Below are 25,900 nucleotides of genomic sequence, written 5' to 3'. Positions count from 1 at the left end.
ATCGCACCCGACAGGTGGTAATAGATCCATGGACTGGTCGGCTGTTGTCGAGCGCTACGGCCCGTCGTGGGAGCGCGAGCTGCGCCACCGGCTCCGCGACGGGGACGAAACGGCTCTGCTGGAGCTTTTCGATCACACGGCGCCGGCCGTCTACAGCCACGCGTTGGCGGTCACCGGCTCTGCTCGCAGGGCGGCCCGGCTGACCCGGCGGACCTACCTGGAGACCTGGCTGCATCCCGAAGTGCTTGCGGATGTACGGGTTCCGGTACGCACCCGCACGGTGATGCTCGCGCACCGGCTTGCGAGCTGTGACGTGCCGCGGTTAGGGCGCCGGACGCACCGGCGCGCGCTGGCCGCGACGTCGGCCCAGCGCTCGGGCGGTTAGCCGTACCGCTCGAATCCTTCGGTGCCGAACTGCTCTGCCCGCGGCCGGTGCGGTGCTGGCCGCCGTGCGGTGCTTGTTGAGTCGGGGTCGTGCTTGCCGCCGCCGGCTACAGTGGCACACTCGCCGGACGAGTCGGTGAAGGGCGAGGACGATGGCAGCACGGCGGGCACCCGCAGGCAGTTTGACCAGCGAGGACGTGGCAGAACTGCGAACCCAGCTCGAGGTGGGGCGGCGACCGCGCGTGCAGTTGTCCGGGCCGCAATTCGCCGAGGGGACCAGCGGCACCGTGAGCCGGATCGGGGACCCGGACGTCGAGGGCACCGACTTCGTCACCGTCCGGGTGAAGGTCAACGGCGTGACCGATGAGCTCGCGTTCGCGCCCGCCGAACTGAGCCTCCGACGAGCGCCGGGTGCCGGTGGCCCGGCGGCCAAGAAGAGCCGTACCGCGGCTGCCGGCGATGCGGGGTCCGTCGATGCGGGGTCCGATCAGGCGGGCTCAACGGGCGTGGCGTCTGACAGCGCGGTCTTGCCCAGCGTGACGTCTGCGCGGGCGGAGTCAGCCGACTCTATCGGCGCGAAGGCAGCTGGCCCGTCGAGGACGGCCGGCGCAGCCGCCGGGTCAGCGGGTGGCGAGGGTACGGCTACCGGCTCAGCGGCGAAGCGGCGCAAGCCGGCTGCGTCCAAGGTGAGCTTCACCATCACCTCCACCGGCGCGACCTGGGCGCTGACGGCCAGCCGCAGCGCCAAGGGCATCGCCAAGAGCGTGCCCATCGCGCCCGGCGTGGTCACCGGGGTCGCCGAGCTGCTGGATCAGCCCGCCCTGCTCGAAGCGGTCGCGGAGATCAACGAGACCGCGTGGGCCGAGGCGCAGGTCCGCGCCGAGCAGTTGCGGGCCGAACTGGAGGAGCTGGAAGCGGTGCTGGCCGCGCACCGCTTCCCCCGCTGAACACCCGAACCGCTGAGCACCCCAACCGCTGAACAGCCCAGCCGCTAGGCGTGCAACCAGACCGTGCTCGCGCTGACCAGCCGATCGTCCCCGCGACTGCCGCACACCACGGTGCCCCAGTCCGCCGGCGGCAAGAATGCCTCGCCGTCGAACACCGTGACACACGTCAGGGCGCCGCGCCGGAACGCGATCACGTCCTCGCGGCCGGTCTCCAGCCATTGCAGCGCGGCCCCGGCCTCGAAGCCCCGCCGGACCCGCAGCGCCCGGCGGTAGAACGCCAGCGTCGAGTCCGCGTCCCGCTCCTGGAGCTCCGTGGCGAAGCCGGCGAACCAGTCCGGCTGCGGCAGCCACGGCGCGGTGTCCGAGCTGTCCGCCGAGAACCCGAACGTCGTTCCGTCCGCGGTCCAGGGCAGCGGGATCCTCGAACCGTCCCGGCCGTGCTCGGAGTGCTCGGACCGCGCCCAGATCGGGTCGCGGCGGGCGTCGTCGGGCAACTCCTGCACCTCGGGCAACCCCAGCTCCTCACCCTGGTACAGGTACACCGAACCCGGTAGTGCCAGCAGCAACAGCGTCGCCGCGCGCGCCCGGTCCGTTCCCAGCGCCACATCGACCTTGCCGCGAGCCCGGGTGCGCAGCGCGTTGGCGTCCGCGCTGTTCAATGGCTCGGCTTCGATCAGGCCGTACCTGGTCACCGCCCGGTGCACGTCGTGGCTGTTCAGCGTCCAGGTCGGTACTCCCTCGGCCGCGGCGAGGCCGGCCACGCTCTCGTCGATGGACCGCCGGAAGGCGCGCGCCTCGAACGGCTGTTGCAGCAGGTCGAAGTAGAACACCTGGTTGAGCTCACCCGGACGGATGTAGTCAGCTGCCTGGGTCGGTGACAGCCACACCTCACCGAGCAGGGTGAGTTCGCGCCCGTAGCTGTCCGCGATCACCCGCCAGCGCTTGAAGATCTCGTGGACCCCGGGCTGGTTCCACAGATAGGGGTTGTCGCCTGCCGGGTCGTTCAGGTCCGGCAGCCCGGCGCGCTTGACCATCGCGTACGCGACATCGATCCGGAATCCGTCGATGCCCCGGTCGAACCACGTCCGGAGAACGTCGTCGAACATGTCGGCGACCTCGGGATTGTCCCAGTCGAAGTCGGGCTGGCTGGAGTCGAAGCTGTGCAGGTACCACTGCTCCGGCACGCCGTCCGGGCCGGTGAGCCGGGTCCAGGGCGGCCCGCCGAACGTGGAACGCCAGTTGTTCGGTGGCTCCGCGCCGCCGGGGCCGCGGCCGTCCCGGAAGATGAAGCGGTTGCGTGCCGGGCTGCCCGGCGCGGCGGCGAGTGCCTGCTGAAACCACAGGTGCGCATCCGAGCAGTGGTTCGGTACCAGGTCCATCAACAACTTCAACCCGCGCTCGTGCGTCGCAGACAGCAGCCGCTCGAAGGCCGGCATCCCGCCGTACCTGCCGTCGATGCGGGTGTAGTCGGCGACGTCGTAGCCACCGTCCCGGTTCGGTGACGGGTAGCACGGGTTGAGCCAGATGCCGTCGACGCCCAGGCCGGCAATGTGGTCCAGGTGCGCGGTGATGCCGTCGAGATCACCGATGCCGTCGGCGTCCGAGTCGGCGAAGGAGCGGACGTAGAGCTGGTAGATGACGCTGTCCCGCCACCAGGGTGCCGTGGTTGCCGCCTCCCCGCCGGTTGGTTCAGCAGCCGCGGCGGGCGCGGCGGACGTGGAGAGGGCTGTCATCGGGCTCCTAGCGTGAGGTTGTCGAGATTGATCGCGCCCGTCTGGCTGGCACCTCGCCAGATCACCACGGTGTGCAGGCCGGCGGTCAGGGTGACCGGCGCGCTGTAGGTGGTCCAGCTGTCCCAGGTTCCCTGCGCCGGAAGGGTCGGCGTGGCGACCTGGTTGCCGTCCACCGCGACGATCCGGGTCGCGTCGGATCCACCGTTGGCGTAACGGAAGGTCAGGTTGTAGTTGCCGGCGGTCGCGGCGTTCACCGTGAATGACACCCCGCTGTTGGTGGTGGCGAAGTTGTCGACGAAGCCGGTGCCGGTGTAGCCGGCGTGGTCGGTGCCGGTGGTGACCCCGGTCTTGACAGCGGTCTCGGCCTCGTACCGGTTGCTCGCCGGGGTGGTGAAGCCGCGGTCGATGTAGACCATGTCCCAGTTCGCCAGCCGCGGCACGGTGAAGCTGATGTAGCGGCCGGTGCCGTCGGTTCCGGTGGTGTAGGTGAGGCTCGTGCTCGTCCCGTGGTCGGAGTCGGGCGAGGCCACCCGGACCGCGGTGGGGTTCTCGTCCGGGCCGAGGTAGTACTTCACCGGCAGGTTTGTCTGCACCGGCGGCGCCGCCTTGCCGGCGTCACGCCAGGTGCCGTTGTTGCCGAGCAGGTTGATCAGGTGGATCACGTCGTCGGTGCTGGTCTTCTTGACGTTCGTCCACACGGTGTTGCCCGAGGCGTCGCCGCTGATGTTCTGGCCGCTGACCTGGACGAACTGGGTGCCGGAGTCGACCGAGTGCACGTCCGGGCCGTACAGCAGGTTCTCGTATCCGGTGATGAAGTCGTAGTAGTCCTTCATCCAGCTGCGCAGGGCGTTCGACATCTGCTTGTCGTGGTCAGGGAAGTACGGGGCGGACAGCATCGAGTCACCCTGGGACATCTCGATGTGGCTGGCACCGGACGCGGCGATCGTCGCGTTCTCCAGTTGAACCGAGGTGTCACTCAGCGTGCCGAGCACCAGGTTGTCGAGATTGAGGAACCCGCTGTCACCGCTGCCGACCGAGATCGACACCGTGTGGCTGCCGGCGCTCAGGGTCGGCGTCACGATGTCGGAGTCGAAGTGCCAGTTGTTCCAGTTGCCGTCGGTCGGCATGGTGACGCGGCCGATCGCGGTGCCGTCCACGCTGACCGTCCGGGTGGCGTCGGTTGCCGCGCCGTTGGCGTAGCGCCAGACCAGGCTGTAGCGGCGGGCTTCGCTCGCGTTGATGGTGAAGGTCACCGTGTCACCGGAGTTGCCGTAGTTGGCGACGAACCCGGTGCCGGTGTAGCCCGCGTGGTCGGAGTTGACCGTCAACCCGCTGCTCTTGATGGCCGACTCGGCCTCGTACGACGGCCCGGAGTCGTCCTTGGTGTTGGGATAGGCAGCAATTACCGAGGGAATCGAGTTCGACTCCTGTCGCTGGGTATCCAGGTAGCTCTTGATCAGGCCGTACGTCTCGTGGTTGTCCCACAGCTCGCTGTACAGATAGTTGGTGTTCTTGGCCGAGGCCACGTTGTCGCCGCCGTAGCCGTCGACGGCGTTGATGCCGAGCACCTTGCCCGCTGCCGAGGCATTCAGCGCCGTCTTGGTGGCGGCCACCAGAGACGCCAGGCCGGCCGGGACGTCGACCGGGACGCCGGAGGTGTCGGTCATCGCACCCCAGTTGCCCAGCTGGTCCAGGTGAACGCCGTCGAAGCCCATGGTGTTGACCTCGTCGACGTACTTGGCGGTGATGTAGTTCTGCCAGGACGTGTTGGCGGGGTTGAAGATGTAGAGGTTGGTGTTCGGCTGGTTGGGCTTCATCTGGAAGGCCCACGGCTGCCCGGTCGATGCGTAGTTCAGCGCCCAGGTCGGCGATACCCCTGATATGGATTGGTAGTTCTGCAGCGCCGCGTAGGACATTGTGTACGGCATGGCCGCCACCGTGTGGTTGTGCGCGGCGGCGATGTAGCTCTTGACCGCGGCGGGTGAGATCACGTCACCGTTCCAGGCGGTCCAGGTGGACGGCAGCGTCCCGTCGGCGTTGCGCTGCACCGGGTTCTCGTGCCGCCACATCCAGTCGTAGAACTGCACCACGTTGATGTGGTACTTGCGTTCCAGGACGGTGATGTCGGCGTCCGCGGCGGCAGCGGTCGTGCCGGACGGGTAACTGGTCAGCGCGCCGATCCGCGGAAAGTGCGTCCAGTCGCTGGACACGTCGATCGCGGTGGCGGTGGTCGACGTGCCCGCGGTGATCTGCACCAGGTAACCGGTGAAGTCGGTGGACGGTGGAGTCATCGTCCAGTTCACGGTGGACGTGCCGTTGGCCGCGACCGTGGCGGCGACCGTGCCGCTGCTGACGGTGGCCCCCAGGTGCGTCACGGTGTACGCGACGTTGCCGGACCAGGACCCCGCTCCGGTGGACTCGTGCAGCACCGCGGACACGGTCGCGGCGGCTCCGGGCGCATACCTCGCCTGGTTGACGTAGGCGTCGGTGAGCACGGGGGTGCCCCCTACCGCGGCAGCGTCTGGGGCGACCTGCAGCAAGGCGGCGCCGGTAGCGGCGACAACGCCGAGTACGAGCCAACCAGGTGTGACGGATCTTCGGCGCATGAGAACTCCTAGGGTGGGTCAGAGCTGAGCGGGGTCAAGCGGTAGAGCGGGTCAAGCGGTAGAGCGGGTCAAGCTGTGGAGCGTTCAGACTTGGACAGGATCAGGGGGACGCGGGGTCGATCAGGACGAGTTGCCAGAGGTGCGGCGCGGGCAGCTGCGCGGTGGCGAAGTCGCCGTCCGCGGTGACCTCGACGTCCACCAGCCGCGACTGCCGGTCGGGATCGGCGTAGCGGACCCGCGGCAGGCCGGGGCCGACCCGGCGGATGCGGAGCGTGCCCGGACCCGGATCGTCCGGCTCGTGGCGCGCCGCATCCCACCGGGTGTCGTCCTGACCGCCCAGGTTGATCAGGTGCATCACCAGCTGGTCGCTGCCAGCTCCGGCCCTTCCGACGCTGGTGATCCGGCGCCAGACCGTCCCGGCCTGCGCCTGGTTCGCTACCGGAACGGCCGGGTAGCTGACGTCGAGATCGTCGTTGTAGGACCCGGCATAGCTGCCCGTCACGTCGTCGATGCCCCCTGGACCGAGCAGCTCCCCATGCTCCACCGCGAAGTCGTACCACCGCCGCAGCAAGGAGGCCGTGCTGTCGGACACCGGGTGGTTGCGCACGTAGTACGGGTCCACCAGGATCCGGTCCGCTTCACCGCACAGCAGGTGTGATGCGCCGTGCGACCAGAGCGTGGCCATGGTGAACGCCGTGGCGCGATCGGCCGATTCGGCCTCGACGGTGTCGTACACATGCTGGTAGGCGGCGATCACGACAGGCTTGCCACCGGCTTCCGCGCGGGCTCGGGTGGCGACGTGCGCGAGGTGCTCGAGCCCGACCTGCGGTGGCCAGACCTCGATGTACACGGCGTCCTGCGGCGAACTCGCGGTGGCCCAGGTCGGAAAGTCGTTGACGTTGTTGAACACCAGCCGCGACTGCGGCAGCGCGTCGCGGACGGCGGCGATCAGAGTCCGGAAGCTGTCGGCCACATCGACCACTTCACCGTCGGGCCGGTGGGCACGCTTGGGGTAGCCGTACTGGTCCAGGTGGAAGCCGTCGAAGCCTACCTGCTCCGTCGCGGCCGTCAGGTCCGCGCTGAAGTGCTCGAGCCAGTCCTGCCGCGCGGGATCGAGGATGAACAGGAAGTCCCCGAGCGCGTAAGGCTTTCCGGTCGCGGTGAGCAGCGCGTCGTGCTGCCACTTCGGCCACTCGTCCGGGCCGACCGCGTACACCGCGGCGTAGCCGAGCGCGTCCGAGCCGACCCGATGGCAGGCCTCGATCAGCGCGCGGACGGTGTCCAGGGACACCGGTTGCCCCAGCGCGTCGGTGTACCGCGGGCCGCCACCGAGCAGGTCGGCGTGCCGGTACGCCCAGTCGTAGAACTGGACTCCGGTCAGGTGCAGCCGTCGCAGGTTGTCCTGAACCGGCGCCGGGTTCCGGTCGGGACGGAAGTCCACCACGAACCCGTAGCGCAGCACCGAGCGCGCGTCGGCGACCACCTCGACCGCGGTCCGGGCGATCGTCCCGTCCGCCGCGGCCAGTTCGACGCCGTAACCACCGGCCGCCAGGGCGCCCAGGGAGACGGTTCCGCCGGCGGGAACGGGGTGTTCGGCTACGAGCTCACCCATCCGCCAGAGCGACAGGGTAGCGGGACCGGGTAGGTCGCGGACCTCGATCTCGACCGGTTGGTCCGGCCGGTAGCTGGTGAGCGTCGGGAGCAGCTCTGAGGTCAGAGTCGCTGCCGTCGACGTGTCGCCGGTCAGCCCGGTCATCCCTTGACCGCGCCGGCGGTGAGTCCCTGCACGAAATACCTCTGGAAAAGTAGGAAGACAACGACGACGGGAACCACGGCAATGACGGCGGCGGCGAACACCAGCCCCCACAGCGTGGAGTTCTGCCCCTGGAACAGCGAGATCGCCAGCGGCAACGTGCGCTTGGACGGCGTGTTGATGATGGTGAGCGCCCACACGAACTCGTCCCAGCTGCCCAGGAAGGTGAAGATGGTGGCGGTAGCCAGGGCGGGTTTGGCCAGCGGCAGGATGAGCCGCCAGTATCGGGTCCACGCGCCCGCGCCGTCCATCTGCATGGCCTGTTCGAGTTCTGCCGGTATCGCCTGGAAGAACCCGCGCAGCAGGAAGGTGTTCAGCGACAGCGACGAGCCGACGTAGAAGACCACCAGGCCGGCCTGCGAATCGATCAGGCCCAGGTACTTGGCAAGGATGAACTGCGGGATGATCAGCATCATCGCCGGGATCATCAGGCCGAGCAGCAGCACCTTGAACAGCAGCTCCTTACCCGGAAAGCTGAACCTGGCAAAGGCGAACGCCATCATCGAGCTCAGCAGCAGCGACAGCGCCGTCGATGCGACGGCCACCATGATCGAGTTGACGAAGTACCGGGCGAACCCGTCGGACGTCCACGCTTCGCGGTAATTGCTCACGGTGGCCGGATGTGGAATGAACTGCGGCGGGATCGTGAGCACGTACGTCTGGCTCTTGAACGACGTCGACAGCATGTACAGGAACGGCAGCACCATGACGAGGGCGCCGACGGTGAGCACCAGGTAGCGAAAACCCTGTCCTCCCGTGCCGCGTCGCGGCCGGTTGGAACTGCCGCGTCGCGGCCGGTTCGAACCGTCTGCACGACGTGTTCGGGTTGAGCTGTTCAGGGCGGCGGTCACGCCAGCTCCTCGGAATCGACTCGGAACACCCGCAGCTGGATCAGCGACAGGATGAGCACTCCCACGGTGAGCAGCACGGCTATCGCCGAGCCATAGCCGAAGTTCAGGTTGGTGAAGGCCTGGGAGTACATGTAGGTCAGCAGCACCTGGGTGGAGTCGGCCGGGCCGCCGTTGGTCATCAGCAGCACCGAGGTGAAGACGTTGAAGCCGCCGATCACCAGCATGACGGTCACGAACATCGCGGCCGGCCAGATCGCCGGCAGGGTGACGGCCCGGAACCGCTGGCGGGCGTTGGCGCCGTCCACCTCTGCCGACTCGGTGAGCTCCTTGGACACTCCCTGCAGTGCCGCAAGGAAGATCATCATCGACCAGCCGACGCCCTTCCAGATGCCGAGCGCCGAAATGGCGACCATGCCGGTCCAGCGGCCGGACAGCCACGAGACGTTGTGGCTGGTGACATGCGTGACGTCGTGCAGCATCCAGTTGACCAGGCCGCTGTCGGCGAACAGGTATTGGAACAAAAGCGATACGACCACCCAGCCGGTGACCACGGGAAGGTAGAACAGCACCCGGAACACCGCCCGGCCGGGCGCCCGGTTGTTCAACAGCATCGCCACCAACAGGCCGAGAACTATCTGCGGCGGCACGGTGAATGCCATGTACACGCCACTGTTCACCAGTGCCCGCCAGAAGATCGGGTCGTGGAACGCCGTGACGTAGTTGGCGAAGCCGGTGAACTCGCTTACCGAGCCGGCGACGACGTTCCAGTCGTAGAAGCTCATCTGGAACGCCTTGACCATCGGGTAGATGATCAGCGCGAGGAAGAGCACGAATCCCGGCGCCAGAAAGAGATAGGCCGTCAGGTTGGACCGGGTGCGCCGAAGCGCGGTGCGGCGCACCCGGGGCACTCCGCCGGCCGTGGTGGTCAGCCGCGGCTCAGCGGCATCCAGCAATTGCGTCATCGTGCGAGCGCCATTCCTTCAGCGGTACGGAGATGGTCCGAGCGGTGCAGGCTAGTGCGTGGCCGTCAGCAGCGGGTCGATCTGCTTTGCCGCGTTGCTGAGCGCCTGCTGCACGGACTCGCTGCCCTGGAACGCCTTGGTCAGCTCGTTCTGCAACGCGGTGTCGATGGCCGGGGCCTGCGGCACGGACGGCCGCGGCTTGGCCGTCTGCAGCTGCTTGATGTACGGCGCGAAGGCAGGAACCGCCGCGGCCTCCTGGAAATCCAGGGACTTCACCACCGACATCTGCCCGGTCTTGGCCATCGCCATCTGGTAGTCCGCGCTCTGGGTGAACTTGATGAACTTCATCGCGGCGTCGGGGTTCTTGGAGGCTGTGGTGAGGTTGATGTCCTCGCCGCCGACCACCGAGATGGAGCCGCCGGGGCCTGCCGGAACCTGGGAGTACGTCGGGGCGAACTTGGGGTACTGGCCCTGCCAGATGGCCGACATCCACGGTCCTTCAAGGATGTTGGCGTAGTTGGCCTTGGGGAGGCCGTCCGAGGTCTGCACGGCGCCCTTGTTACCGATGATCAGGTTGGGCACCGCACCCTGCTTGTAGAGGTCGACCAGCAGCTGCACGCCCGCGACGCTGGCCGGGCTGTCCAGGTAGCCGGTGGCCTTGGTCAGGTCAGGGCTGGTGACAGCGCCACCGGCCGACCAGATCCAGGGGTAGACGTTCCAGCCCTGCAGGCCGCTGTCGGCGAACACCGAGATCTTCTTGGCCGCGAGCTTGGGTGCGTCTGCCTTGAGGTCGTCGAAGGTGGCCGGCGGTGCGCTGATACCGGCCGACTTCAACGCCGTGGTGTTCGAGACGAGCACCCGGGTATTGGTGTCCAACGGCAGGCCGTAGTAGTGGTCACCCCACTTGTTGGTCGCCAGGCTGCCGGGGTACGTGTCGGCGGACAGGGTGGAGAAGTCGGGCATCTTCTGATCCAGCGGTGCGAACACCTTCAGTGCCGCGAACTTCGGCACCCAGCCGATGTCGGAGCGGACCAGGTCGGGCAGCTCGCCGCCGGCCGCGCTGGTGGTCAGCTTCTGCAGCAGCGAGTCATACGGAATGTCGACGTACTTGATCGTGATATTGGGGTTGGCCTTTTCAAAGGCCGGAATGATGGTCTGGCTCAGCGCACCGGTCTGTGCCTTGTTCCCGCCATTGCCGTACGTGCCCCAGAACGTCAGGGTGACGGGCTTGCTGGCGTTGCCGGTGCTCTTGGAACTGGAACCAGAACTCGAGCCGGAACTCGAGCAACCGCTCAGCAGCCCGACGGTGGCGACGGCCGCGACAGCAGTGCAGCCCAGCAGCTTGGACATGCGCGACGGCCTGACGGTGCTGAGCATCGTGGTGCCGAGCGGCCTGGTGGAACGACGAGCCATGGGTTACTCCTGAAGAGAGTGCGGAGCCGGTGGGTGGTCTGATCCACCGGGTACTGCGAGAGGTACTGCGTGCGGACGGTAAGGAAATTGGGATCGGTGGGTGGTCGGAGTGGTCTAGGACTGGACTTGCTGGGTGAGCCGGCTCAGCGAGCGGAGCACCCCGTGTCGCAACATCGTGGCGGCGGCGCCGCGGGCCCAGGTCTCGTCCGGCAACGGGCGGACCAGGACCGTGCAGTCACCGGCGGTGGTCGAGAACGCGTCGCGGTCCAGCTCGGCCCGCAGCGCGTCGATGAACAGGTCGGAGGCGGTGATTCCCTCACCCGAGAGGATGACCAGCGGCGGGTTGAGCAGGTTCAGCAGCGCGGCGATGGCGCGGCCCAGCGCGAGGCCGGCCTGGGTGAAGACCTGCTGAGCGTCAAGGTCACCGGCGTGAGCCCGTGCCACCACCTGCGAAACCTTGGTGATCCGGCGGCCGGCCGCGGCCGACATCGCCCCGGCAATGGCCGCGTCACCGACCACCGCCTCCAGGCATCCCCTTTTGCCGCAGTGGCATTCCGGACCTTCCGGGTCGACGACCATGTGCCCGAACTCGCCGGCAGCGCCACTCACCCCGCGCCACAACTGGCCGTCCAGCACCAGCGCGCAGCCGACGCCGACGCCGATGGTGACCAGGGCGAAGCTGGGAAAGCTGCTGCCGGCCCCGAACCACTGCTCGGCCACGGCAAGGGTGTTGACGTCGTTCTCGATGACCACAGGCAGGTTCATCCGCTCGACCACCAGCCGCCGGAGCGGAACATCGTGCCAGCCGAGGAAGGGCGACTCGACCACAACACCGGTCGCGCCGTTGACGTGCCCGCCGAGACCGATCCCGATGCCGAGCAACCGCTCGCGCTTGACCGGGGTGCGTTGCAGCAGGATCCCGGTCATCTCGTCGATGGCCGATACGACCCCTTCGGGCGTGGTGTCGCGGTACTTCATCCGGTGCGCGGACTGCACCTCGGCGTGCAGGTCCGCCACCACACCGACGATCTCGCCGTCCATCAGCTTGATGCCGACCGCGTGGTGGCGGCTGGCGTCCACCTGCAGCGGGATCTGCGGCCGTCCGGGAACCCCGGCTTCCCGGACGTTCTCGATCAGGTAGCCATGGCTGATCATCGGCTTCACCAGCTTGGTGACGGAGGCTGCCGAGAGACCGGTCAGCCGGGCGGCGTCCCGGCGGGACAGCGGTCCGCGGGTGAGCACGGCCTCGAATACCGCGCCGAGGTGGTGCTCCCTGCTGCTGTACGCCCGGACCTCGGCCCCGGTGTCATCCGGGCTCGCGGTGGTCTGGGTCATCGCACATCCTCGGGTCGCTGTCTGACGGTGTCTGCCGGTTGATTCGACAGCGCGAGCGTAAGCCTGGTTGATTTCGTCAGTCAAGCAACCCGCCCGGATCGGTTTCCAAGTTGTTACACGCCTGGGACCTGCGCGGGAAATTCTGTGCTGAATTGCTTGACCTTTGAAACCAATGGGGTACAAACTCGCCCTCGTACCCGCTGCGCAGGCCATCGAAGGAGCCTCTCCCCCGTCTGCCGGCGCGCGTGCTCCCACCCCCGTTGTAAGGAGAACCCATGACAAGACCCCGGCACGTCGCCCGGATAGTCACCGCGCTGGCCCTGGCGGCCGGCTCGGTGACCGCGGTGGTCGTCACGAGCTCGACCGTCGCCGTCGCCGCCATTCCGACCGCCCCGACCACCGAGACCGCCCGCAGCCTGTACGCCAACAACTGGAGCGACACCACCGGGCTGTGGATGGCGCCGCAGCTGGCCCAGACCGACGGCAACACCCAGTACGGCCCCCGACTCGGCGAGCTGCACTACTCCCCCAACGGGGCGGCGGCGTCCTCGGCCGTGAACCAGATCAACGACTACACCGGCTTCTTCCGCGACGAGACGCACGCCGTGAAGTACGACCAGGTGCACAACTTCGGTGCCGCGACCGGTTACCTGGACTCCGGCGGCGTGCTGCGCTCGGACTACGGGGCGTACAGCGGCACCGCCACCAGCGTGTCCATCGGCCGCGACTACGCGTTCGTGCCGAACCAGCACTTCATGGTGGTGCAGTACCGGCTGCGCAACTTCGGCGCCTCCTCGGTGACCATGAACGTCCTCGACGCGCTGCACCTCAACAACACCGGGGCGGCCGGCCAGAACGTGCGCGCCACCTGGGACGCGACCCGCAACGCCGAGGTCATCGACATGTCGGCCAGCGGCCAGTACCAGCTCGTGCTCGGCGCCCTGGGCGGTGCGCCGACCGGCCACCAGGTCGGTGACGACACGGTGTCCTCGCTGACGTCGACATCGGTAGCCCCCTGGTACAGCTTCGACAACAACGGAACGCTGACGAACAACAGCAGCGTGAGCGCCATGAACGTCGACGTGGCCATGAACAAGCAGGTCGCGGTCGCCGCCGGCGCCACGGTCACGCAGTCGTTCTACCTTGCCATCGCCGCCACCAATGCCAACGCGCTGGCCGCCGCGGACACCGCCCGCGCCCAGACCGGTGATTACTGGCTGAACAACACCACGACGGCATATACGAACTGGCTCAACGCCGGAAAGCGGGTGACGTCCAACTTTCCCGACACCGGACTGTCCACGGCCTATGACCGCGCGCTGGTGACCATGAAGCAGTCCCAGAGCCCCGTGCTCGGGGTGTGGCCGGCGGCCACCAACCCGATCGCGTACGGCTACAAGAGCTGGGTTCGGGATTCAGCTGTGACCGCAATGGCAATGGACACCGCCGGGCACTACGCCGAGGCCGACAAGTACTTCCGCTGGCTGGCCGGTGTGCAGTACGCCAACGGCTCATTCGGAACGACCTATGACGGCTGGACCGGCCAGCACGTCAGCTTCGTCGAACCGGAACTGGACAGCGTCGGGATCTTCCTGGTCGGTGCGTACCGGCACTGGCAGCAGACCGGGGACAACGCCTTCCGCGACGCGGTATGGCCGCAGATCCAGAACGCTGCCAACTTCGTGAAGAACAATCTGGCCAGCAACGGCCTCGGCCCGCAGGACGCCTCGATCTGGGAGGAGACCCAGGAGTACAACACCTTCACCCAGGCGCTTTACATCACCGGCCTCTGGGCAGCCGAAGCCATTGCGCAGAGCAAGGGTGACAACACCGACGCCGACAACTGGAGCAACACGGTGGGCTCCATCGCCACCGCGCTGCAGACATCCTCGCTGAACTCACCGGCCGGACTGTGGAACTCCCCGGACTCGTACTTCAACCGGGCAGACAACTCCGACAACACCGCGCGCACCACGGTGGATTCGTCCTCGGACATGCTGTTCGTCTCGGGAGCGGTGGACCCAGGCAGCAGCCGGGCCGCGTCACACATCAGCAAGATCCTGGCCACGCTGACGCACGACACGTACGGCATCTCTCGCTATGTCGGGGACAACTTCTACTACAGCTCGCCGTACAGCCCCGCCGGCAACGAGGCGGGTGCGGCCGAGCCGTCCTGGCCGCAGATGACCATGTACGTCGCGATGTACTACATCTACAACGGCAATCTGGCCGCGGCGCTGCCCCGGCTCACCTGGTACGCCAGCCGGACCGCGGTCGGTTACATGCCTCCGGGTGAGGCCGTGTCCAACGTCAGCCAGAAGCCGATCGTATCCACGATGGTGGAATCGGTCACCGGAGCCTGGTACGTCCTGGCGGCGCTGGCCTACACCGGCCAGGCCGACACCCGGGTGTACGCGCCGATCAGCAACGCCGGTTCGCACGCCGCGCTGACCGTCAACTCCGGAACGACCGGGGACTGGCCCCAGTGGAACCCGATTCCCTACTTCAACTCCCAGGTCGGCAACTCGGCCAGCGGGGTCGCCACCACCGACATCAAGAATGTCGCGATCACCAATGACGACAACAACATCTACGTCCGGGTGGACAACTCCAGCGGCACGCTGCCGGGGTACAACGCCGCCTCGAAGTTCGCGGTGAACGTCTACGCCGGGGACTACTCGGGCGACACCTCGACGCCGACATCCAGCACGGCGATGTACGGCAAGGCGCTCCTGCGTCCGGCGGCGTACATGGTGGGTCGGTGGTCGGACTCGGCCAACTACTCGCGCTTCCATGCCTCCGGTAGCACCTGGACCGCTGACTCGTCGATCACCTCGGTCATCGCGCCGCAGTGGGACACCACCACGGGACGCATCGAGCTGGTGATTCCGCGGAGCTCGCTGACCAGCGCGGGGGCCGCCGATGGGGCCACCGTGCCGATCACCATCGGCCTGGTCCGGCAGGACCCGACCAGCCTGGCCTGGAGCGAGGACGACACCATCGCCCTGCGCTACAAGCTGACCCCGGCCAACACCCCCTGGACGTATGGCAACGTTCGGTAGTTCCGACGAGATTCGCTCACACGGCTGGGTGGCCACCGCCAGTGGGTGGCCACCCAGCCTTGTCATGGGCGCGGACCCACGGATCTGCACCGTCCGCGATGTCAACGGGGTGGCCGCGTCCTCCACCCTGTGGATCACGGTCACCGCCGCTCCGCCGGTAGTCGCTCCGCCGCCCGCTGCTCTGCCGCCCGCTGTGCCGGACGTCGCCGTCGGCAGACCCGGAACGCCGTCGGCTCGTCCTGCTCGCCTTCCACTGCGGCGCCCGCATCATGGAACTGGCCGCGCTGCGAGCCGACGACCTCGACCCGGACCAGCTCACCGTCGCCATCGGCGCACAGCTCGACCGCGACCGCCCCTGGCCAGCCACCCGCCTGCCGAAGAACCACAAGCCGCGGGTCGCCGACCTGTGGGCGGTCGGCGAGGACAACGCTCGCAGCCTCATCATCGACGCTCGGAGGTGGCGGGGTTAATACTCCGAATGGCTGTTCCCGCCGCTGCCAGGCATCACGAACCGGGCCGACAAGCTGTCCCACCTGGCCACCGACGCCGCCCGGGCCTGCGGCTGGAAAGACACCTGGACCTTCCCCTGGACCCGGCACGCCTACGCCACCTACAGCCTCGCCCCGACCACCCGCGGCGGTTACGGCCTGGAACTGCATGCGGTGCAGGCATCGCTCGGCCACGCCGACCCAGCCACCACCCAACGCACCTACGTACAGAAACTGCCGCGCGACGCCGAACAGCTGCGGGCGCTCACCTCCCGACCTGCTGATCGGCTGTAACTGGGTGTGTCCCTATTCGAATGGAGGCGGCTCAGGGTCCGGCAAGCTCGCACATTCATCCCGGGCATCCGCGTTGCGCAGTTGTCTCGATGCACTCTTCGATCAAGCGGGTGAGCAGCGCGTTAGGTCACAAGATCGGCGGCTGGGCTGTGTCTGGCTCACGAACCGTCCGCCGCCGTTGGCGCTTCGTCCCGCTACATCACTGATCGGCGTCTTGGCCGTCGTCACCCGGGACCGGCGCGGTCGCCGGCACCTGGTGGATGCGGGGCTCATACCCCCATGACGCGTACGGGTTGAGGATCTGCCGACTGAACAAGCCGTCCTTCTCCAGGGTCGTCATCCGGGCGAATTCGGCGACCTCATCCCAGCTGTCACGTATCGTGCTCCCCTGGCGATCGATGATGTCGCGTGCCTGTTTTCGGGTCAGTCCGTAGTCCTTGGCGGCCTCGACGCACACCGCGAACTGCGCGTTGCGGCTGCCGTCGCGGCCGATGTCCATGGCCTGCCGTTCTTCTGTCCCCGACCGCGGCTGCGGCGCCAGGTCGTAGGCAGGGGTCAGCTCGAGATTCGTCCCGTTCCAGAACGCGGCGTGGTTGCGTGCGTGGTCGTCGCTGTTGCCGATCGCGATGTTGAACACGATCCGTTCGAACATCACCCTGTTCAGGTTCGCGCCCTTGGCAACGCGCTGATGGAGCACGTCCAGCAGGTCAGGGTAGGAGGAATACCGAGCGCCGAGGAAGTCGCCGAAGCCGAGCATCGTCAGCCCGGAGATCATCATGCGCCGCCGGCCGCCGCCGGGCCGATCGAAGCGCTCGACCAGCAGCACCTCCCGGCCCAGCGAAGTGATCAACTGTGTTGGGGGTACCTCGATCCCGACCCGACGGGCCAGGTCCATCCCGGCGGCTTCGGCTTTGACCATCGGGAAGGTGTCTGCCGAGCGGCTGAACTTTGCGATCAGGTGCCGGTCACCGTCGGTCAGAGTGACCTTGGGGCGAGCGCCGCCGACCGACGTTCCGTGCACCAGCGCCGCGGCCAGCGACGGGCTCAGCTCACCCTCGTCCAGCGCCAGGGCAGCCGCGTGCAGCTGATCGAGGCTGGCGCCGTCCTCGCGAGGCACGTACACGTCCGGGCTCGACTGGAAGTCCAACGCTCCGATCCGGTTCGACCCGGACTCCAGCAGATAGGTGAGCTTGTCCAGTTCGACGTTGTTCGCGGCTGGGCCCAGGGTCCCTGTCAGACGCGCGATGATGACCCGCTGCCCCCACGAGTCGGGGCTGGCGTCCCACAGGGTGCCCGCCATCGTCTGGCCCTCGGGCGGGTCGATCCAGCCGCGCCGCAGCGGCAGATCGGGCTCGTACAGGCTGATGGCATCTGGTCGCGCGAGGTAGCTGTCGCCGTAGCCGAACCGGTACTCGTTGCCGAGCCTGGAGATGCGCCCGGCCACCACCGGCTCGGTCGCCTCCGGGAGCCATGCCCAGACGAAAGCGTCAGAAGGCGAAGTCATCCGCATCGTCCTTCGTCACCGGCTTACGCACGCGTGCAGGCAGGAGCGCCAGCGTGTCCTCGCCCTGCCGGCGGGCGCGAGCGAGGTCTGTCCCCTCAAGTCCGAACAGGTTGACGCCCACGGTGAACGCCGCGTTGAACACAGACCCGATTGAGACCGTCGGCGAGCCCGTCTCGATAGCGTGCATCGTCTTCTGTGTGATCCCGATCCGGGAGGCCAGATCGGTCTGGGTCCAGCCTTGCGCGTGGCGCGCCTGCTTGATCTGGGCGCCCAACAGCCTCAGTGCCTCGTGCGAGGCTCGGGTCACCGCGATAGCTCGACGAGTCAAGATTGAACCTCCTTAGAATGCAGCTTAGCACCTTTAAGCAGCATTCTATCTAACGTATTCGGTGATGATGAACGTCGAGGACGGTGCGGCTCTAGCGGCGCGGTTATCCACTTGACCCGCGGCGCGTGGGTGCTGGGCCTGTCCGAGCGGCATCCTGCGGCAACGGATGAACGGCGCGCGACGCGCCGCTCGGGCATACACCTCGGCTGCCGATGCCTGCCGTCGTATGCCGAGGTCGAAAGTAGGAGGTCGGGATGCCATCTAGCCTGGAACCCGAATAAAAAAACCGCAAATCCGGACCCAACGAGCTACTTCAGGAGCTGGCGGGCGATGACCATCCGGTTGATCTGGTTCGTTCCCTCATAGATCTGGGTGATCTTGGCGTCGCGCATCATCCGTTCCACCGGGAAGTCCTCGGTGTAGCCGGCACCGCCGAAGATCTGCACCGCGTCCGTGGTCACCCTCATCGCGACGTCCGAGGCGAAAGCCTTCGCTGCGGCCGAGTACCAGGTCAGGCCCGGCTCGGCACGCTCGGCCTTCGCCGCGGCAGCGTAGATCAACTGCCGGGCGGCCTCGGTCTGCATCACCATGTCGGCGAGCATGAACTGCAGTCCCTGGAAGTCCCCGATCGGCTTGCCGAACTGCTGCCGGGTCTTCATGTACGCGATCGAGGCGTCGATGGCACCCTGCGCGATGCCGAGCGCCTGCGCGCCGATGGTCAGCCGGGTGTGGTCGAGCGTGGTCAGCGCGGTCTTGAAACCGGTTCCCGGCTCGCCGACGATCCGGTTCACGGGAATCGTGCAGTTCTCCAGATAGATCTCACACGTCGGCGAACCCTTGATGCCCAGCTTGCGCTCGTGGTGGCCGACCGAGAAACCAGGATCGTCCTTGTGCACGACGAACGCCGAGATACCGCGCGACCCCTTCGACGGATCGGTCACCGCCATCACCGTGTAGTGGCTCGACACGCCCGCGTTGCTGATCCAGCACTTCGTCCCGTTCAGCACCCAGTGATCACCGTCGAAGAGAGCCCGCGTCCGCATCGCGGCGGCGTCCGAACCGGCCTCGCGCTCGGACAGGGCATAGGAGAACATCGCCTCACCGGAGGCGACCTCTGGCAGTACCTGCTTCTTGAGCTCCTCGGAGCCGGACAGGATCACCGGCATCGTGCCGAGCTTGTTCACCGCCGGAATCAGCGAGGACGAGGCGCACACCCGGGCAACCTCTTCGATGACGATCGCGGTGGCCAGCGAGTCGGCCCCGACACCGCCGTACTCCTCGGGGATGTGCGTCGCGTGGAAGCCGGCGCGGGTGAGCGCCTCGAGGACGTCGTAGGGAAACTGTGCCGTCCGGTCGATCTCTGCCGCGCGGGGCGCGATCTTGTCCTCGGCCAGCGAACGCACCGCGTCCCGGATCATGGCGTGCTCGTCAGTGAGCCGGTACGTGTCGAAGTCAGATTTCAGGGCCATGAAGATAAGCGTTACTCATGGGTATCGCGAACGCAATCTCATGCGCGAATCGTCACGTCGACGCCGGCCGGACGACGACGGCTCAGCCGGGAAATCGGCACACGATAGCCTGGAACGGCACTATCGAATCCTCCTCAGCCTGGAGAAACGCATATGACGCAGCGCCCCCGCCTGTCGGTGATCGGCACCGGCTACCTCGGCGCCACCCATGCGGTGTGCATGGTCGAACTCGGCTACGACGTCATCGGACTTGATGTCGATGAGGCCAAGATCGAATCGCTCAGGGCCGGAAAGATCCCGTTCTTCGAGCCAGGACTCCCGGAACTGCTGGGCAAACACATCGACTCGGGCAGGCTGCGGTTCACCACCGACTACGCCGAGGTCGCCGAGTTCGCCGACGTCCACTTCGTGTGCGTGGGAACGCCGCAGAAGAAGGGGCAGTACGCCGCCGACCTCACCTATGTGGACGCGGCGTTCCGATCACTGGCTGCGCACCTCACCCGCCGGGCGCTGGTCGTCGGCAAGTCGACCGTGCCGGCCGGCACCGCGGCGCGGCTGGCGAAGCTGCTCGCCGACGAGGCTCCCAACAAAGAGGTGGAGCTCGCCTGGAACCCGGAGTTCCTGCGCGAGGGCTTCGCGGTCGAGGACACCCTGCGGCCCGACCGGCTGGTCTTCGGGGTGCGGAGCGAGTGGGCCGAGCAGACCATCCGGACCGCCTTCGAGCCCGTCATCGCCACCGGCACCCCGGTCATCGTCACCGACTACGCCACCGCTGAACTGGTGAAGGTCGCCGCGAACTCCTTCCTGGCCACCAAGATCAGCTTCATCAACGCGATGGCGGAGGTCTGCGAGGCGACCGGCGCCGACGTCACCCAGCTCGCCGACGCGATCGGCCACGACGCCCGCATCGGACGGCGCTTTCTCAACGCCGGCCTCGGCTTCGGTGGCGGCTGCCTGCCCAAGGACATCCGGGCGTTCATCGCGCGGGCCGGCGAGCTGGGCGTGGACCAGGCGGTGTCGTTCCTGCGCGACGTGGACGAGATCAACCTGCGCCGCCGGGCCCGCACCGTCGAACTCGGCCTCGACCTGCTCGACGGCAGCTACCGGGGCACCAAGGTGGCCGTGCTGGGTGCTGCCTTCAAGCCCGACTCCGACGACGTCCGTGACTCCCCCGCCCTGGACGTGGCCGCGGCGGTCGGCCGGCGCGGCGCCACCGTCCAGGTCTATGACCCCGAGGCCAACGCCAGCGCCGCGCGAGTGCACCCCGAGCTGACGTATGCGGCCTCCCTCGACGACGCGCTGCGGGGCGTCGACCTGGTCATGCTGCTCACCGAGTGGCAGGTGTTCCGGGCCATGGACCCCGTGACGGTGGGCTCGCTCGTCGCCCAGCGCAACCTGGTGGACGGCCGTAATGTGCTCGTCCCCTCGCAGTGGCGTGACGCCGGCTGGCACTACCGGGCACTGGGCCGCCCGTAACCGCCGCTTCGATTTCTGCTTGCTTGGCAAGTTCTCGGTGCTCAGCGCGTGTGAGGTGGGTATGGTTCGCTGTCCGCACGACAGGCGGGCCGTACCCACGTCCAGGAGCCCGAGTTGCCCGAATCAACCACTCACCACCCGCCGAGCGTGTCCGAAATCGTCAACCGCAGGCGCCGCCCCGCCCTCCGTATCATCAACGTGGTGATCGCATTCTTCGTGATCCTGGCGCTCATCGTCGGCCTCTGCGAGCTCTTCGGCGGCTGGGCGAAGACTGACGGCGGTCACGTCGCGGTGATCCGCAACGGTGGCCCGCTGTCGAACACCAAGATCAAGACGGTGTTCGACCCGTCCAGCGGCATGCGGTTCGTCGGCTTCTACGCCAGCCAGCACGACTACCCGTCATCGCAGCGGTTCTACGCGATCGACGCGACGGGCGACTCCAAGCGCACCGGCGTCGAGGTGGTGCAGGTGCCGACCGCCGACGGCATCGAGGTCGGTACCCAGGGAACCGTGTACTTCAACCTGAACCTCGACCACGACACCCTCAAGTCGTTCGACAATGCCTACGGCACCCGCAAGTTCCAGGGCAACGACGCGACGTACCGCTACGCCTGGGAGGGCGACGAGGGTTTCAACAGCTTCCTGGACGCGATCGTGTCGCGCGTCGTGAACAACGACCTGCGGATCAGCATCGGCAACTACCGGTGTTCGGACCTGCTGCCCAGCTGTGCCCTGGTGCAGAACACCAGCACTCCGGTCGACACCAGCAAGCTGGCGGGCAAGGGCAACGTCAACCTCGCGAAGGTGGAGCAGACCATCGCCTCGAGCCTGGAGACCGACTTCACCAGCTCGCTCGGCGGGCACTACCTCACCAACGTCCGGTTCAACCTGTCCAAGATCACGCTGCCGCAGAATGTGCAGGAGGCCATCGACCAGGCCCAGGCGCAGTACGCCAACGTGTCGCAGAGTCAGGCGAAGGTGAAGCAGGCCCAGCTGGACGCCCAGGCGAACGAGGAGAAGCAGAAAGGCTACAACGCCTGCCCGGCGTGCTCGCAGATCGACATTCTCAAGGCGCTCCCGCAGGGCGTCACCGTCTTCGCGCCGGGCTCGGGAACCGGTCTGCCGCTGACCCAGCCGGCGAAGTAGATGCTGGCCGCCGACCTGGTCGTGTTGTTCCTGGTCGTGCTCGCCGTGGCCTGCGTGGCGGTGCTGCTGCCCTCGGCGCTGTCGGGCCGCAAGGCGGCGCGCCCGTTGCCACCGGCCGGCCCGGCGGTCTGGAAGGCGGCCCACCACACCGTCGGCGAGGACACGGTCGTGTCGGTGGAGCTGCGCCAACCGCTGGCTGACGGCTCGTACACGGTGCTCGAGCAGCGCCCGGTCGGCACGGTGGCCAACCTGTCGCCGGACTACGACGCGACCCTGGGCGACCTGCTGGACCGGGCCCGCGAACGGGCCTACCTCATCACCCTGCGCGAGAACGAGGACTGAGCCGGCGGTGCCGCGTCAGCTGGTCACGCCCGCGTCAGCTGGTGATGTCCTTGCGGGCGAACCTGGTCCAGGCCGCGGTGAAGAAGATCGCACTGTAGATCGCCGCGAGCGCCGTTCCGCGGATCATGTCCTGCCAGCTGATGCTGGGTGTCAGGGCGTCCAGCCAGGAATACTGGAAGTGCGTCGGCAGCACCATCCGGTACGGGTCCAGCGCGGTGATGGAGTCCAGGATGTTCGACACCACGACCAGGAACGTGGCACCTCCGACCGCGGCCAGCGGCGCGTCGGTGAGCACGCTGAGCAGGAACGCCAGGCCTGCCACCACGAGTGCCTGCAACGAGGCGTAGACCACCACGATGACCATTCGCTGGGCCGTGTCGGAGTAGGAGAAGCTGCCACCGAACGGCGACTTGGCGGGACCCCAGCCGAAGAACACTCCGCCGAGGACGTACGCCCAGGCAGGCAGCAGCAGGTTCACCCCGAAGCAGAACGCCAACGCGACGAGCAACTTCTGCCTCAGCAAACGGGCGCGTGGGATGGGCATGGCGAGCAGGTAGCGCAGGGACGACCAGCTCGCCTCGCTGGCGATGGTGTCACCGCAGAACATCGCGACGAGCACCACCAGCAGGAACCCGACGGCCGCGAACTCGGTGAACAGCGCGAAGTTGCCCGCGCCTTCGGTGGCCAACCCAACCAGCGCCGCGCCGCCCCGGTCGTTGCCGCCGGAGCCGCCGACCTTGAACGCCAGTGCCATGATCAGCGGCAGCAACAACAGCAGCAGTGCCACCAGTTGCGTCCGGCGGCGTTTCAGCTGGCGGACGAACTCGACCCGCAGCGGCATGGTGTCGCCGGAGTCGAACCGCGGCCGGGCGTCGTCCGGCCCGAGCATGGGCAGGCTGGCCAGTCGGTCGTGCATCCCGCGGCGGGTCGCGGCGATCCGCTCGGAGTCGTCCGCCCCGGTGATGGGCAACTGCTTGTCAGGAATCATTACGCTCGCCGATCAGGTCGAGGAAGACGTCTTCCAGAGCGCGCCGGGCAGGCACCGCCCTGGCTGAGATACCGGCCGCGGCCAGTACCGCGCCGGCCCGGGCGGGGTTCTCGACCGCCAGCTGGGTGGAACCGGCACCGGCGACCTCGGCGACCGAACCCGCCGCCACCAGCCGTCCCCGGTGCATCACCACGACGTGGGTGCAGGTCTGCTCCACCTCGGCCAGCAGGTGCGAGGACACGATGACCGTGCGCCCGGTGGCGGCATACCGGCCGAGCACCACCCGCATCTCGGCGATCTGCGGCGGGTCCAGTCCATTGGTCGGCTCGTCTCCATTGGTCGGCTCGTCCAGCACCAGCACCTCCGGCAGGCCGAGCATGGCCTGCGCGATCGCCAGCCGCTGCTCCATGCCGTGGCTGTACGTCTTCACCCTGCGGTTCAGGGAGTTCCCGAGGCCGGCAATCTCCAGCACCGTGTCGAACTGCGCGGCCTCGACCGGACGGCCCGATGCTGCCCAGTACAGCCGCAGGTTCTCCCGGCCCGTGAGGTGCGGCAGGAACCCGGGACCCTCGACGAACGCTCCCAGCCTGGCCAGCACCGGGGCACCGGGAACGATCTCTTCGCCGAACACCCGGATCGAGCCCGACGTCGGCATGATGAGCCCCATCAGCACCCGGAGCGTGGTCGTCTTGCCCGCCCCGTTCGGGCCGAGCAGTCCCAGGACCTGGCCACGCTCCACCCGGAAGCTGACGCCGTCGACCGCGCGGTAGCCGTCCGAATACACCTTCGCCAGATCGGTCACCACGATCGGAACGTCGGTCAGCGCGCGATCGGCCTTCGTGGCCCGGCGGCCACGCGAGCGCCAGAGCCCATAGCCGAGGCAGAGCAGCACCACGACGAGGGCCGTGATCACCCAGCCCCACGCTCCCCCGGTCCGGATCACCTTGACCGGCACCGAGGACACCGACAGGGGCTGAGCACCCCCGGCGAGCGCGACCCGGTAGGTGTCGGCGGCGGTGGGCAACTGGTAGCTGAAGTCTGTGGTGGACACCTCGACCGCCAGCCGATGACCGGACGGTACCTGCGCCACGATCCAGGGCAACTGCACGGTGACGGCGTGGATCTGGCCCGGGCGGCCGGTCACCAGCACCGGTGACACCAGGCCCTGCGGCAGCGTGTCGGCACCGTCCGGGCCGACATCGTGCAGGCCCACGAACAGCGTGACCCGGCCGGTGCTGCCTGCCGTCACCGTCAGCGACACCTTGGACGGGCCGGTGATCAGCTTCGGCGCGGTCAGCCGGTCGGTGCTGAATATCGCGGTCTGACCGGGCAACCGGGACAGTGCCGCCGTGCCGCCGACGCCGGCCGCGCTCGCCGCGCCGAGCAGATCACCCAGTGCCGGAATGCTGGTCACCGCAGCCGGAGCGCCACCGGCCGGAGCGCTGATCCGCTGCGCAGCGCCTCGCAGCGGAAAGTCCGTGGTCGCGAAGCGGGCGCTACCGGCGCCCGGGTACCCACCCCCAGCCCGCAGAGTGGTGTCCACGGTACGACCGCTGGTGGACGAGATCCCGGCACCCGGCTGCGACAGCGTGAAGTCCGCCCCGGCACCGGCCTTTCCGCGCAACCGCTGATCGAAGAATGCCCTTTGCCAGCCGGCAACATCGTCATCAGCGCTCGGGGCGTCGTGGCCACCGGAGCGCCAGCGGACCTGCACCGGCGCGCCGGCCGCCGCGAGCTGGCGGGCATTCGCGTCGGCCTCGCTCAGCGGAAACAGCGAGTCGTGCTCGCCCTGGGTAAGCAGCGTGGGCGCGCGCAGGTGATCCAGCACCGAGGCCGGGCTCGAGTCCGCGAGCAGCCGGGCGAACGCGGCATCCAGGCCCTGGCCGGAAGCCGCCTGCTGGTAGAGCGAGCACAGCTGGGCGGCGAATCTGCCGCAGGCCGGGCTGTCACTGTCGGGGCCGGGGGGATCAGCCGCGCCCTGCGCCGAGGAGGCGGCCGGACCACCGGCGGTGAAGCCTGCGGAGAAGAGGTAACCGGCCCAGAGGCGCTTGAACACCCCGCCGGGCTGGACCGCTCCTGCCGCGTCGGCGGCCCACCCGTCCTGACCGGCTCCGTTCGCAGTTGCCTCGCTGGGGACGACCGAATTGGGAAAGAGCGCGCTGGACAGGCTGTGCCAGGTGATGTCGGCGGCGACCGCGCCGATCCGGTGGTCGGTCGCGGCCAGCATCAGCGCCAGCGCCCCGCCATAGGACGAACCGGCCACGCCGAGCACCGGACGGCCACCGGACTTCGCCACCTCGGGACGGGCCTGCAGGAAGTCGAGCAGCCGGGAGCCGTCGGCCACCTCGTACCGCCGGGAGTCCAGATGGATGAGGCCGCCGGAAGCGCCGAAGCCCCTGGCGGTGTAGGCCAGCACGACGTACCCGGCCTGGGCCAGCGCGCGAGCCTGCGCGTCCAGATCGCCCTTCGATCCACCGAAGCCGTGCGCGAGCAGGACGGCGGGGGCGGGCGTGGACGCGGGCAGGTAGAGAGAGGTGTCCAGCCGCACCGGGGCGCCGCCCGGTTCCGGTGTGCCGGTAACGAAGTGTGCCGTGACGTCCACCCTGGGGCTGCGACTGCGGACGGCCAGGCTGACGCCGGCGGCGATCAGCAGCACCGCCACCACCAGCATGCTCACCCAGCGGCGCCGGCTGGCCAGCACTCGGGACCGGCCGGCTCGCACCCACACCGAATGCAGACGGCCGGCCTTGCGCGGGGTG

The 25,900-nt window shown here is 68.0% G+C and carries 19 protein-coding genes; 7 read left to right on the top strand and 12 right to left on the bottom strand.

What is annotated here, in order from left to right; translation table 11 throughout:
- The first annotated feature begins 28 nt into the window (after positions 1-28).
- Both RM423_RS16380 and RM423_RS16375 read left to right on the top strand, forming a co-directional pair.
- Positions 29-385, top strand: a complete 357-nt coding sequence (locus RM423_RS16380; RefSeq protein WP_311424121.1) for a sigma-70 family RNA polymerase sigma factor — start codon at positions 29-31, stop codon at positions 383-385.
- Positions 386-536: 151 nt separating this feature from the next.
- Complete coding sequence (locus RM423_RS16375) at positions 537-1,331, top strand: hypothetical protein (RefSeq protein WP_311424120.1); 795 nt, start codon at positions 537-539, stop codon at positions 1,329-1,331.
- Between the two features lie 44 nt (positions 1,332-1,375).
- On the opposite strand, the gene RM423_RS16370 is transcribed toward RM423_RS16375, so the two are convergent.
- From RM423_RS16370 to RM423_RS16340, 7 genes are all read right to left on the bottom strand, one after another.
- Complete coding sequence (locus RM423_RS16370) at positions 1,376-3,064, bottom strand: glycoside hydrolase family 13 protein (RefSeq protein ID WP_311424119.1); 1,689 nt, start codon at positions 3,062-3,064, stop codon at positions 1,376-1,378.
- Positions 3,061-5,670, bottom strand: a complete 2,610-nt coding sequence (locus RM423_RS16365) for a glycoside hydrolase family 66 protein (protein WP_311424118.1) — start codon at positions 5,668-5,670, stop codon at positions 3,061-3,063. Before RM423_RS16365 ends, RM423_RS16370 begins: the two co-directional genes overlap by 4 nt.
- A gap of 100 nt (positions 5,671-5,770) precedes the next feature.
- A complete protein-coding gene (locus tag RM423_RS16360) occupies positions 5,771-7,426 on the bottom strand; it encodes a glycoside hydrolase family 66 protein (RefSeq protein ID WP_311424117.1) in 1,656 nt (551 codons plus the stop codon).
- On the bottom strand, positions 7,423-8,334 hold the full coding sequence (locus RM423_RS16355) for a carbohydrate ABC transporter permease (protein ID WP_311424116.1): 912 nt from the start codon (positions 8,332-8,334) through the stop codon (positions 7,423-7,425). Before RM423_RS16355 ends, RM423_RS16360 begins: the two co-directional genes overlap by 4 nt.
- Positions 8,331-9,296, bottom strand: coding sequence for a carbohydrate ABC transporter permease (locus RM423_RS16350; protein ID WP_311424115.1), 966 nt, complete (start codon positions 9,294-9,296; stop codon positions 8,331-8,333). Before RM423_RS16350 ends, RM423_RS16355 begins: the two co-directional genes overlap by 4 nt.
- A 51-nt stretch (positions 9,297-9,347) precedes the next feature.
- Positions 9,348-10,709 (bottom strand): extracellular solute-binding protein, encoded by a 1,362-nt coding sequence (locus RM423_RS16345; protein ID WP_311424114.1) that lies wholly within the window; start codon positions 10,707-10,709, stop codon positions 9,348-9,350.
- A 114-nt stretch (positions 10,710-10,823) separates the two neighbouring features.
- On the bottom strand, positions 10,824-12,044 hold the full coding sequence (locus RM423_RS16340) for an ROK family protein (RefSeq protein WP_311424113.1): 1,221 nt from the start codon (positions 12,042-12,044) through the stop codon (positions 10,824-10,826).
- Between the two features lie 275 nt (positions 12,045-12,319).
- Here RM423_RS16340 and RM423_RS16335 point away from each other — a divergent pair, with 275 nt between their 5' ends.
- Both RM423_RS16335 and RM423_RS16330 read left to right on the top strand, forming a co-directional pair.
- Entirely contained in the window at positions 12,320-15,106 is a 2,787-nt protein-coding gene (locus tag RM423_RS16335; protein WP_311424112.1) for a glycoside hydrolase family 15 protein, read from the top strand.
- 269 nt (positions 15,107-15,375) lie between these two features.
- Positions 15,376-15,576, top strand: coding sequence for a hypothetical protein (locus RM423_RS16330; protein ID WP_311424111.1), 201 nt, complete (start codon positions 15,376-15,378; stop codon positions 15,574-15,576).
- A 511-nt stretch (positions 15,577-16,087) separates the two neighbouring features.
- Here the strand turns inward: RM423_RS16330 and RM423_RS16325 are convergent.
- The 3 genes from RM423_RS16325 to RM423_RS16315 form a co-directional block, all read right to left on the bottom strand.
- Positions 16,088-17,392: a type II toxin-antitoxin system HipA family toxin gene (locus tag RM423_RS16325; RefSeq protein ID WP_311424110.1), complete on the bottom strand. Its 1,305-nt coding sequence runs from the start codon at positions 17,390-17,392 to the stop codon at positions 16,088-16,090.
- Entirely contained in the window at positions 17,376-17,666 is a 291-nt protein-coding gene (locus RM423_RS16320) for a helix-turn-helix transcriptional regulator (RefSeq protein WP_311424109.1), read from the bottom strand. Before RM423_RS16320 ends, RM423_RS16325 begins: the two co-directional genes overlap by 17 nt.
- A 362-nt stretch (positions 17,667-18,028) precedes the next feature.
- Positions 18,029-19,189 (bottom strand): acyl-CoA dehydrogenase family protein, encoded by a 1,161-nt coding sequence (locus RM423_RS16315; protein ID WP_311424108.1) that lies wholly within the window; start codon positions 19,187-19,189, stop codon positions 18,029-18,031.
- Positions 19,190-19,342: 153 nt separating this feature from the next.
- On the opposite strand from RM423_RS16315, the gene RM423_RS16310 reads away from it, so the two are divergent.
- From RM423_RS16310 to RM423_RS16300, 3 genes are all read left to right on the top strand, one after another.
- Positions 19,343-20,665 carry a UDP-glucose dehydrogenase family protein gene (locus RM423_RS16310; RefSeq protein ID WP_311424107.1) on the top strand — a complete coding sequence of 441 codons (1,323 nt, stop codon included), beginning with the start codon at positions 19,343-19,345 and terminating at the stop codon, positions 20,663-20,665.
- Between the two features lie 201 nt (positions 20,666-20,866).
- Positions 20,867-21,811 carry an SPFH domain-containing protein gene (locus tag RM423_RS16305; protein ID WP_311424106.1) on the top strand — a complete coding sequence of 315 codons (945 nt, stop codon included), beginning with the start codon at positions 20,867-20,869 and terminating at the stop codon, positions 21,809-21,811.
- Complete coding sequence (locus RM423_RS16300; protein WP_311424105.1) at positions 21,812-22,153, top strand: hypothetical protein; 342 nt, start codon at positions 21,812-21,814, stop codon at positions 22,151-22,153.
- Between the two features lie 34 nt (positions 22,154-22,187).
- Here RM423_RS16300 and RM423_RS16295 read toward each other — a convergent pair whose 3' ends face one another.
- Positions 22,188-23,141: an ABC transporter permease gene (locus RM423_RS16295; RefSeq protein WP_311424104.1), complete on the bottom strand. Its 954-nt coding sequence runs from the start codon at positions 23,139-23,141 to the stop codon at positions 22,188-22,190.
- Positions 23,131-25,812, bottom strand: a complete 2,682-nt coding sequence (locus RM423_RS16290) for an alpha/beta fold hydrolase (RefSeq protein WP_396327751.1) — start codon at positions 25,810-25,812, stop codon at positions 23,131-23,133. The genes RM423_RS16295 and RM423_RS16290 overlap by 11 nt, the downstream gene beginning before the upstream one ends.
- Between the last annotated feature and the right edge of the window lie 88 nt (positions 25,813-25,900).

Origin of the sequence: Jatrophihabitans lederbergiae (assembly GCF_031845305.1) — a bacterium.
Classification (GTDB): domain Bacteria; phylum Actinomycetota; class Actinomycetes; order Mycobacteriales; family Jatrophihabitantaceae; genus Jatrophihabitans_A; species Jatrophihabitans_A lederbergiae.
Note: the sequence above shows the minus strand (reverse complement) of the source record. Positions and strands in the feature narration are given on the sequence as shown.

What these genes read in the sequence shown, in the direction of transcription:
- RM423_RS16310 (WP_311424107.1), top strand. Translation starts at nt 19,343, where the DNA reads ATGACGCAGCGCCCCCGCCTGTCGGTGATCGGCACCGGCTACCTCGGC.
- RM423_RS16295 (WP_311424104.1), bottom strand. Translation starts at nt 23,141, where the DNA reads ATGATTCCTGACAAGCAGTTGCCCATCACCGGGGCGGACGACTCCGAG.
- RM423_RS16340 (WP_311424113.1), bottom strand. Translation starts at nt 12,044, where the DNA reads ATGACCCAGACCACCGCGAGCCCGGATGACACCGGGGCCGAGGTCCGG.
- RM423_RS16365 (WP_311424118.1), bottom strand. Translation starts at nt 5,670, where the DNA reads ATGCGCCGAAGATCCGTCACACCTGGTTGGCTCGTACTCGGCGTTGTC.
- RM423_RS16335 (WP_311424112.1), top strand. Translation starts at nt 12,320, where the DNA reads ATGACAAGACCCCGGCACGTCGCCCGGATAGTCACCGCGCTGGCCCTG.
- RM423_RS16375 (WP_311424120.1), top strand. Translation starts at nt 537, where the DNA reads ATGGCAGCACGGCGGGCACCCGCAGGCAGTTTGACCAGCGAGGACGTG.
- RM423_RS16330 (WP_311424111.1), top strand. Translation starts at nt 15,376, where the DNA reads ATGGAACTGGCCGCGCTGCGAGCCGACGACCTCGACCCGGACCAGCTC.
- RM423_RS16315 (WP_311424108.1), bottom strand. Translation starts at nt 19,189, where the DNA reads ATGGCCCTGAAATCTGACTTCGACACGTACCGGCTCACTGACGAGCAC.
- RM423_RS16360 (WP_311424117.1), bottom strand. Translation starts at nt 7,426, where the DNA reads ATGACCGGGCTGACCGGCGACACGTCGACGGCAGCGACTCTGACCTCA.
- RM423_RS16290 (WP_396327751.1), bottom strand. Translation starts at nt 25,812, where the DNA reads ATGCTGGTGGTGGCGGTGCTGCTGATCGCCGCCGGCGTCAGCCTGGCC.
- RM423_RS16380 (WP_311424121.1), top strand. Translation starts at nt 29, where the DNA reads ATGGACTGGTCGGCTGTTGTCGAGCGCTACGGCCCGTCGTGGGAGCGC.
- RM423_RS16300 (WP_311424105.1), top strand. Translation starts at nt 21,812, where the DNA reads ATGCTGGCCGCCGACCTGGTCGTGTTGTTCCTGGTCGTGCTCGCCGTG.
- RM423_RS16370 (WP_311424119.1), bottom strand. Translation starts at nt 3,064, where the DNA reads ATGACAGCCCTCTCCACGTCCGCCGCGCCCGCCGCGGCTGCTGAACCA.
- RM423_RS16325 (WP_311424110.1), bottom strand. Translation starts at nt 17,392, where the DNA reads ATGACTTCGCCTTCTGACGCTTTCGTCTGGGCATGGCTCCCGGAGGCG.
- RM423_RS16345 (WP_311424114.1), bottom strand. Translation starts at nt 10,709, where the DNA reads ATGGCTCGTCGTTCCACCAGGCCGCTCGGCACCACGATGCTCAGCACC.
- RM423_RS16350 (WP_311424115.1), bottom strand. Translation starts at nt 9,296, where the DNA reads ATGACGCAATTGCTGGATGCCGCTGAGCCGCGGCTGACCACCACGGCC.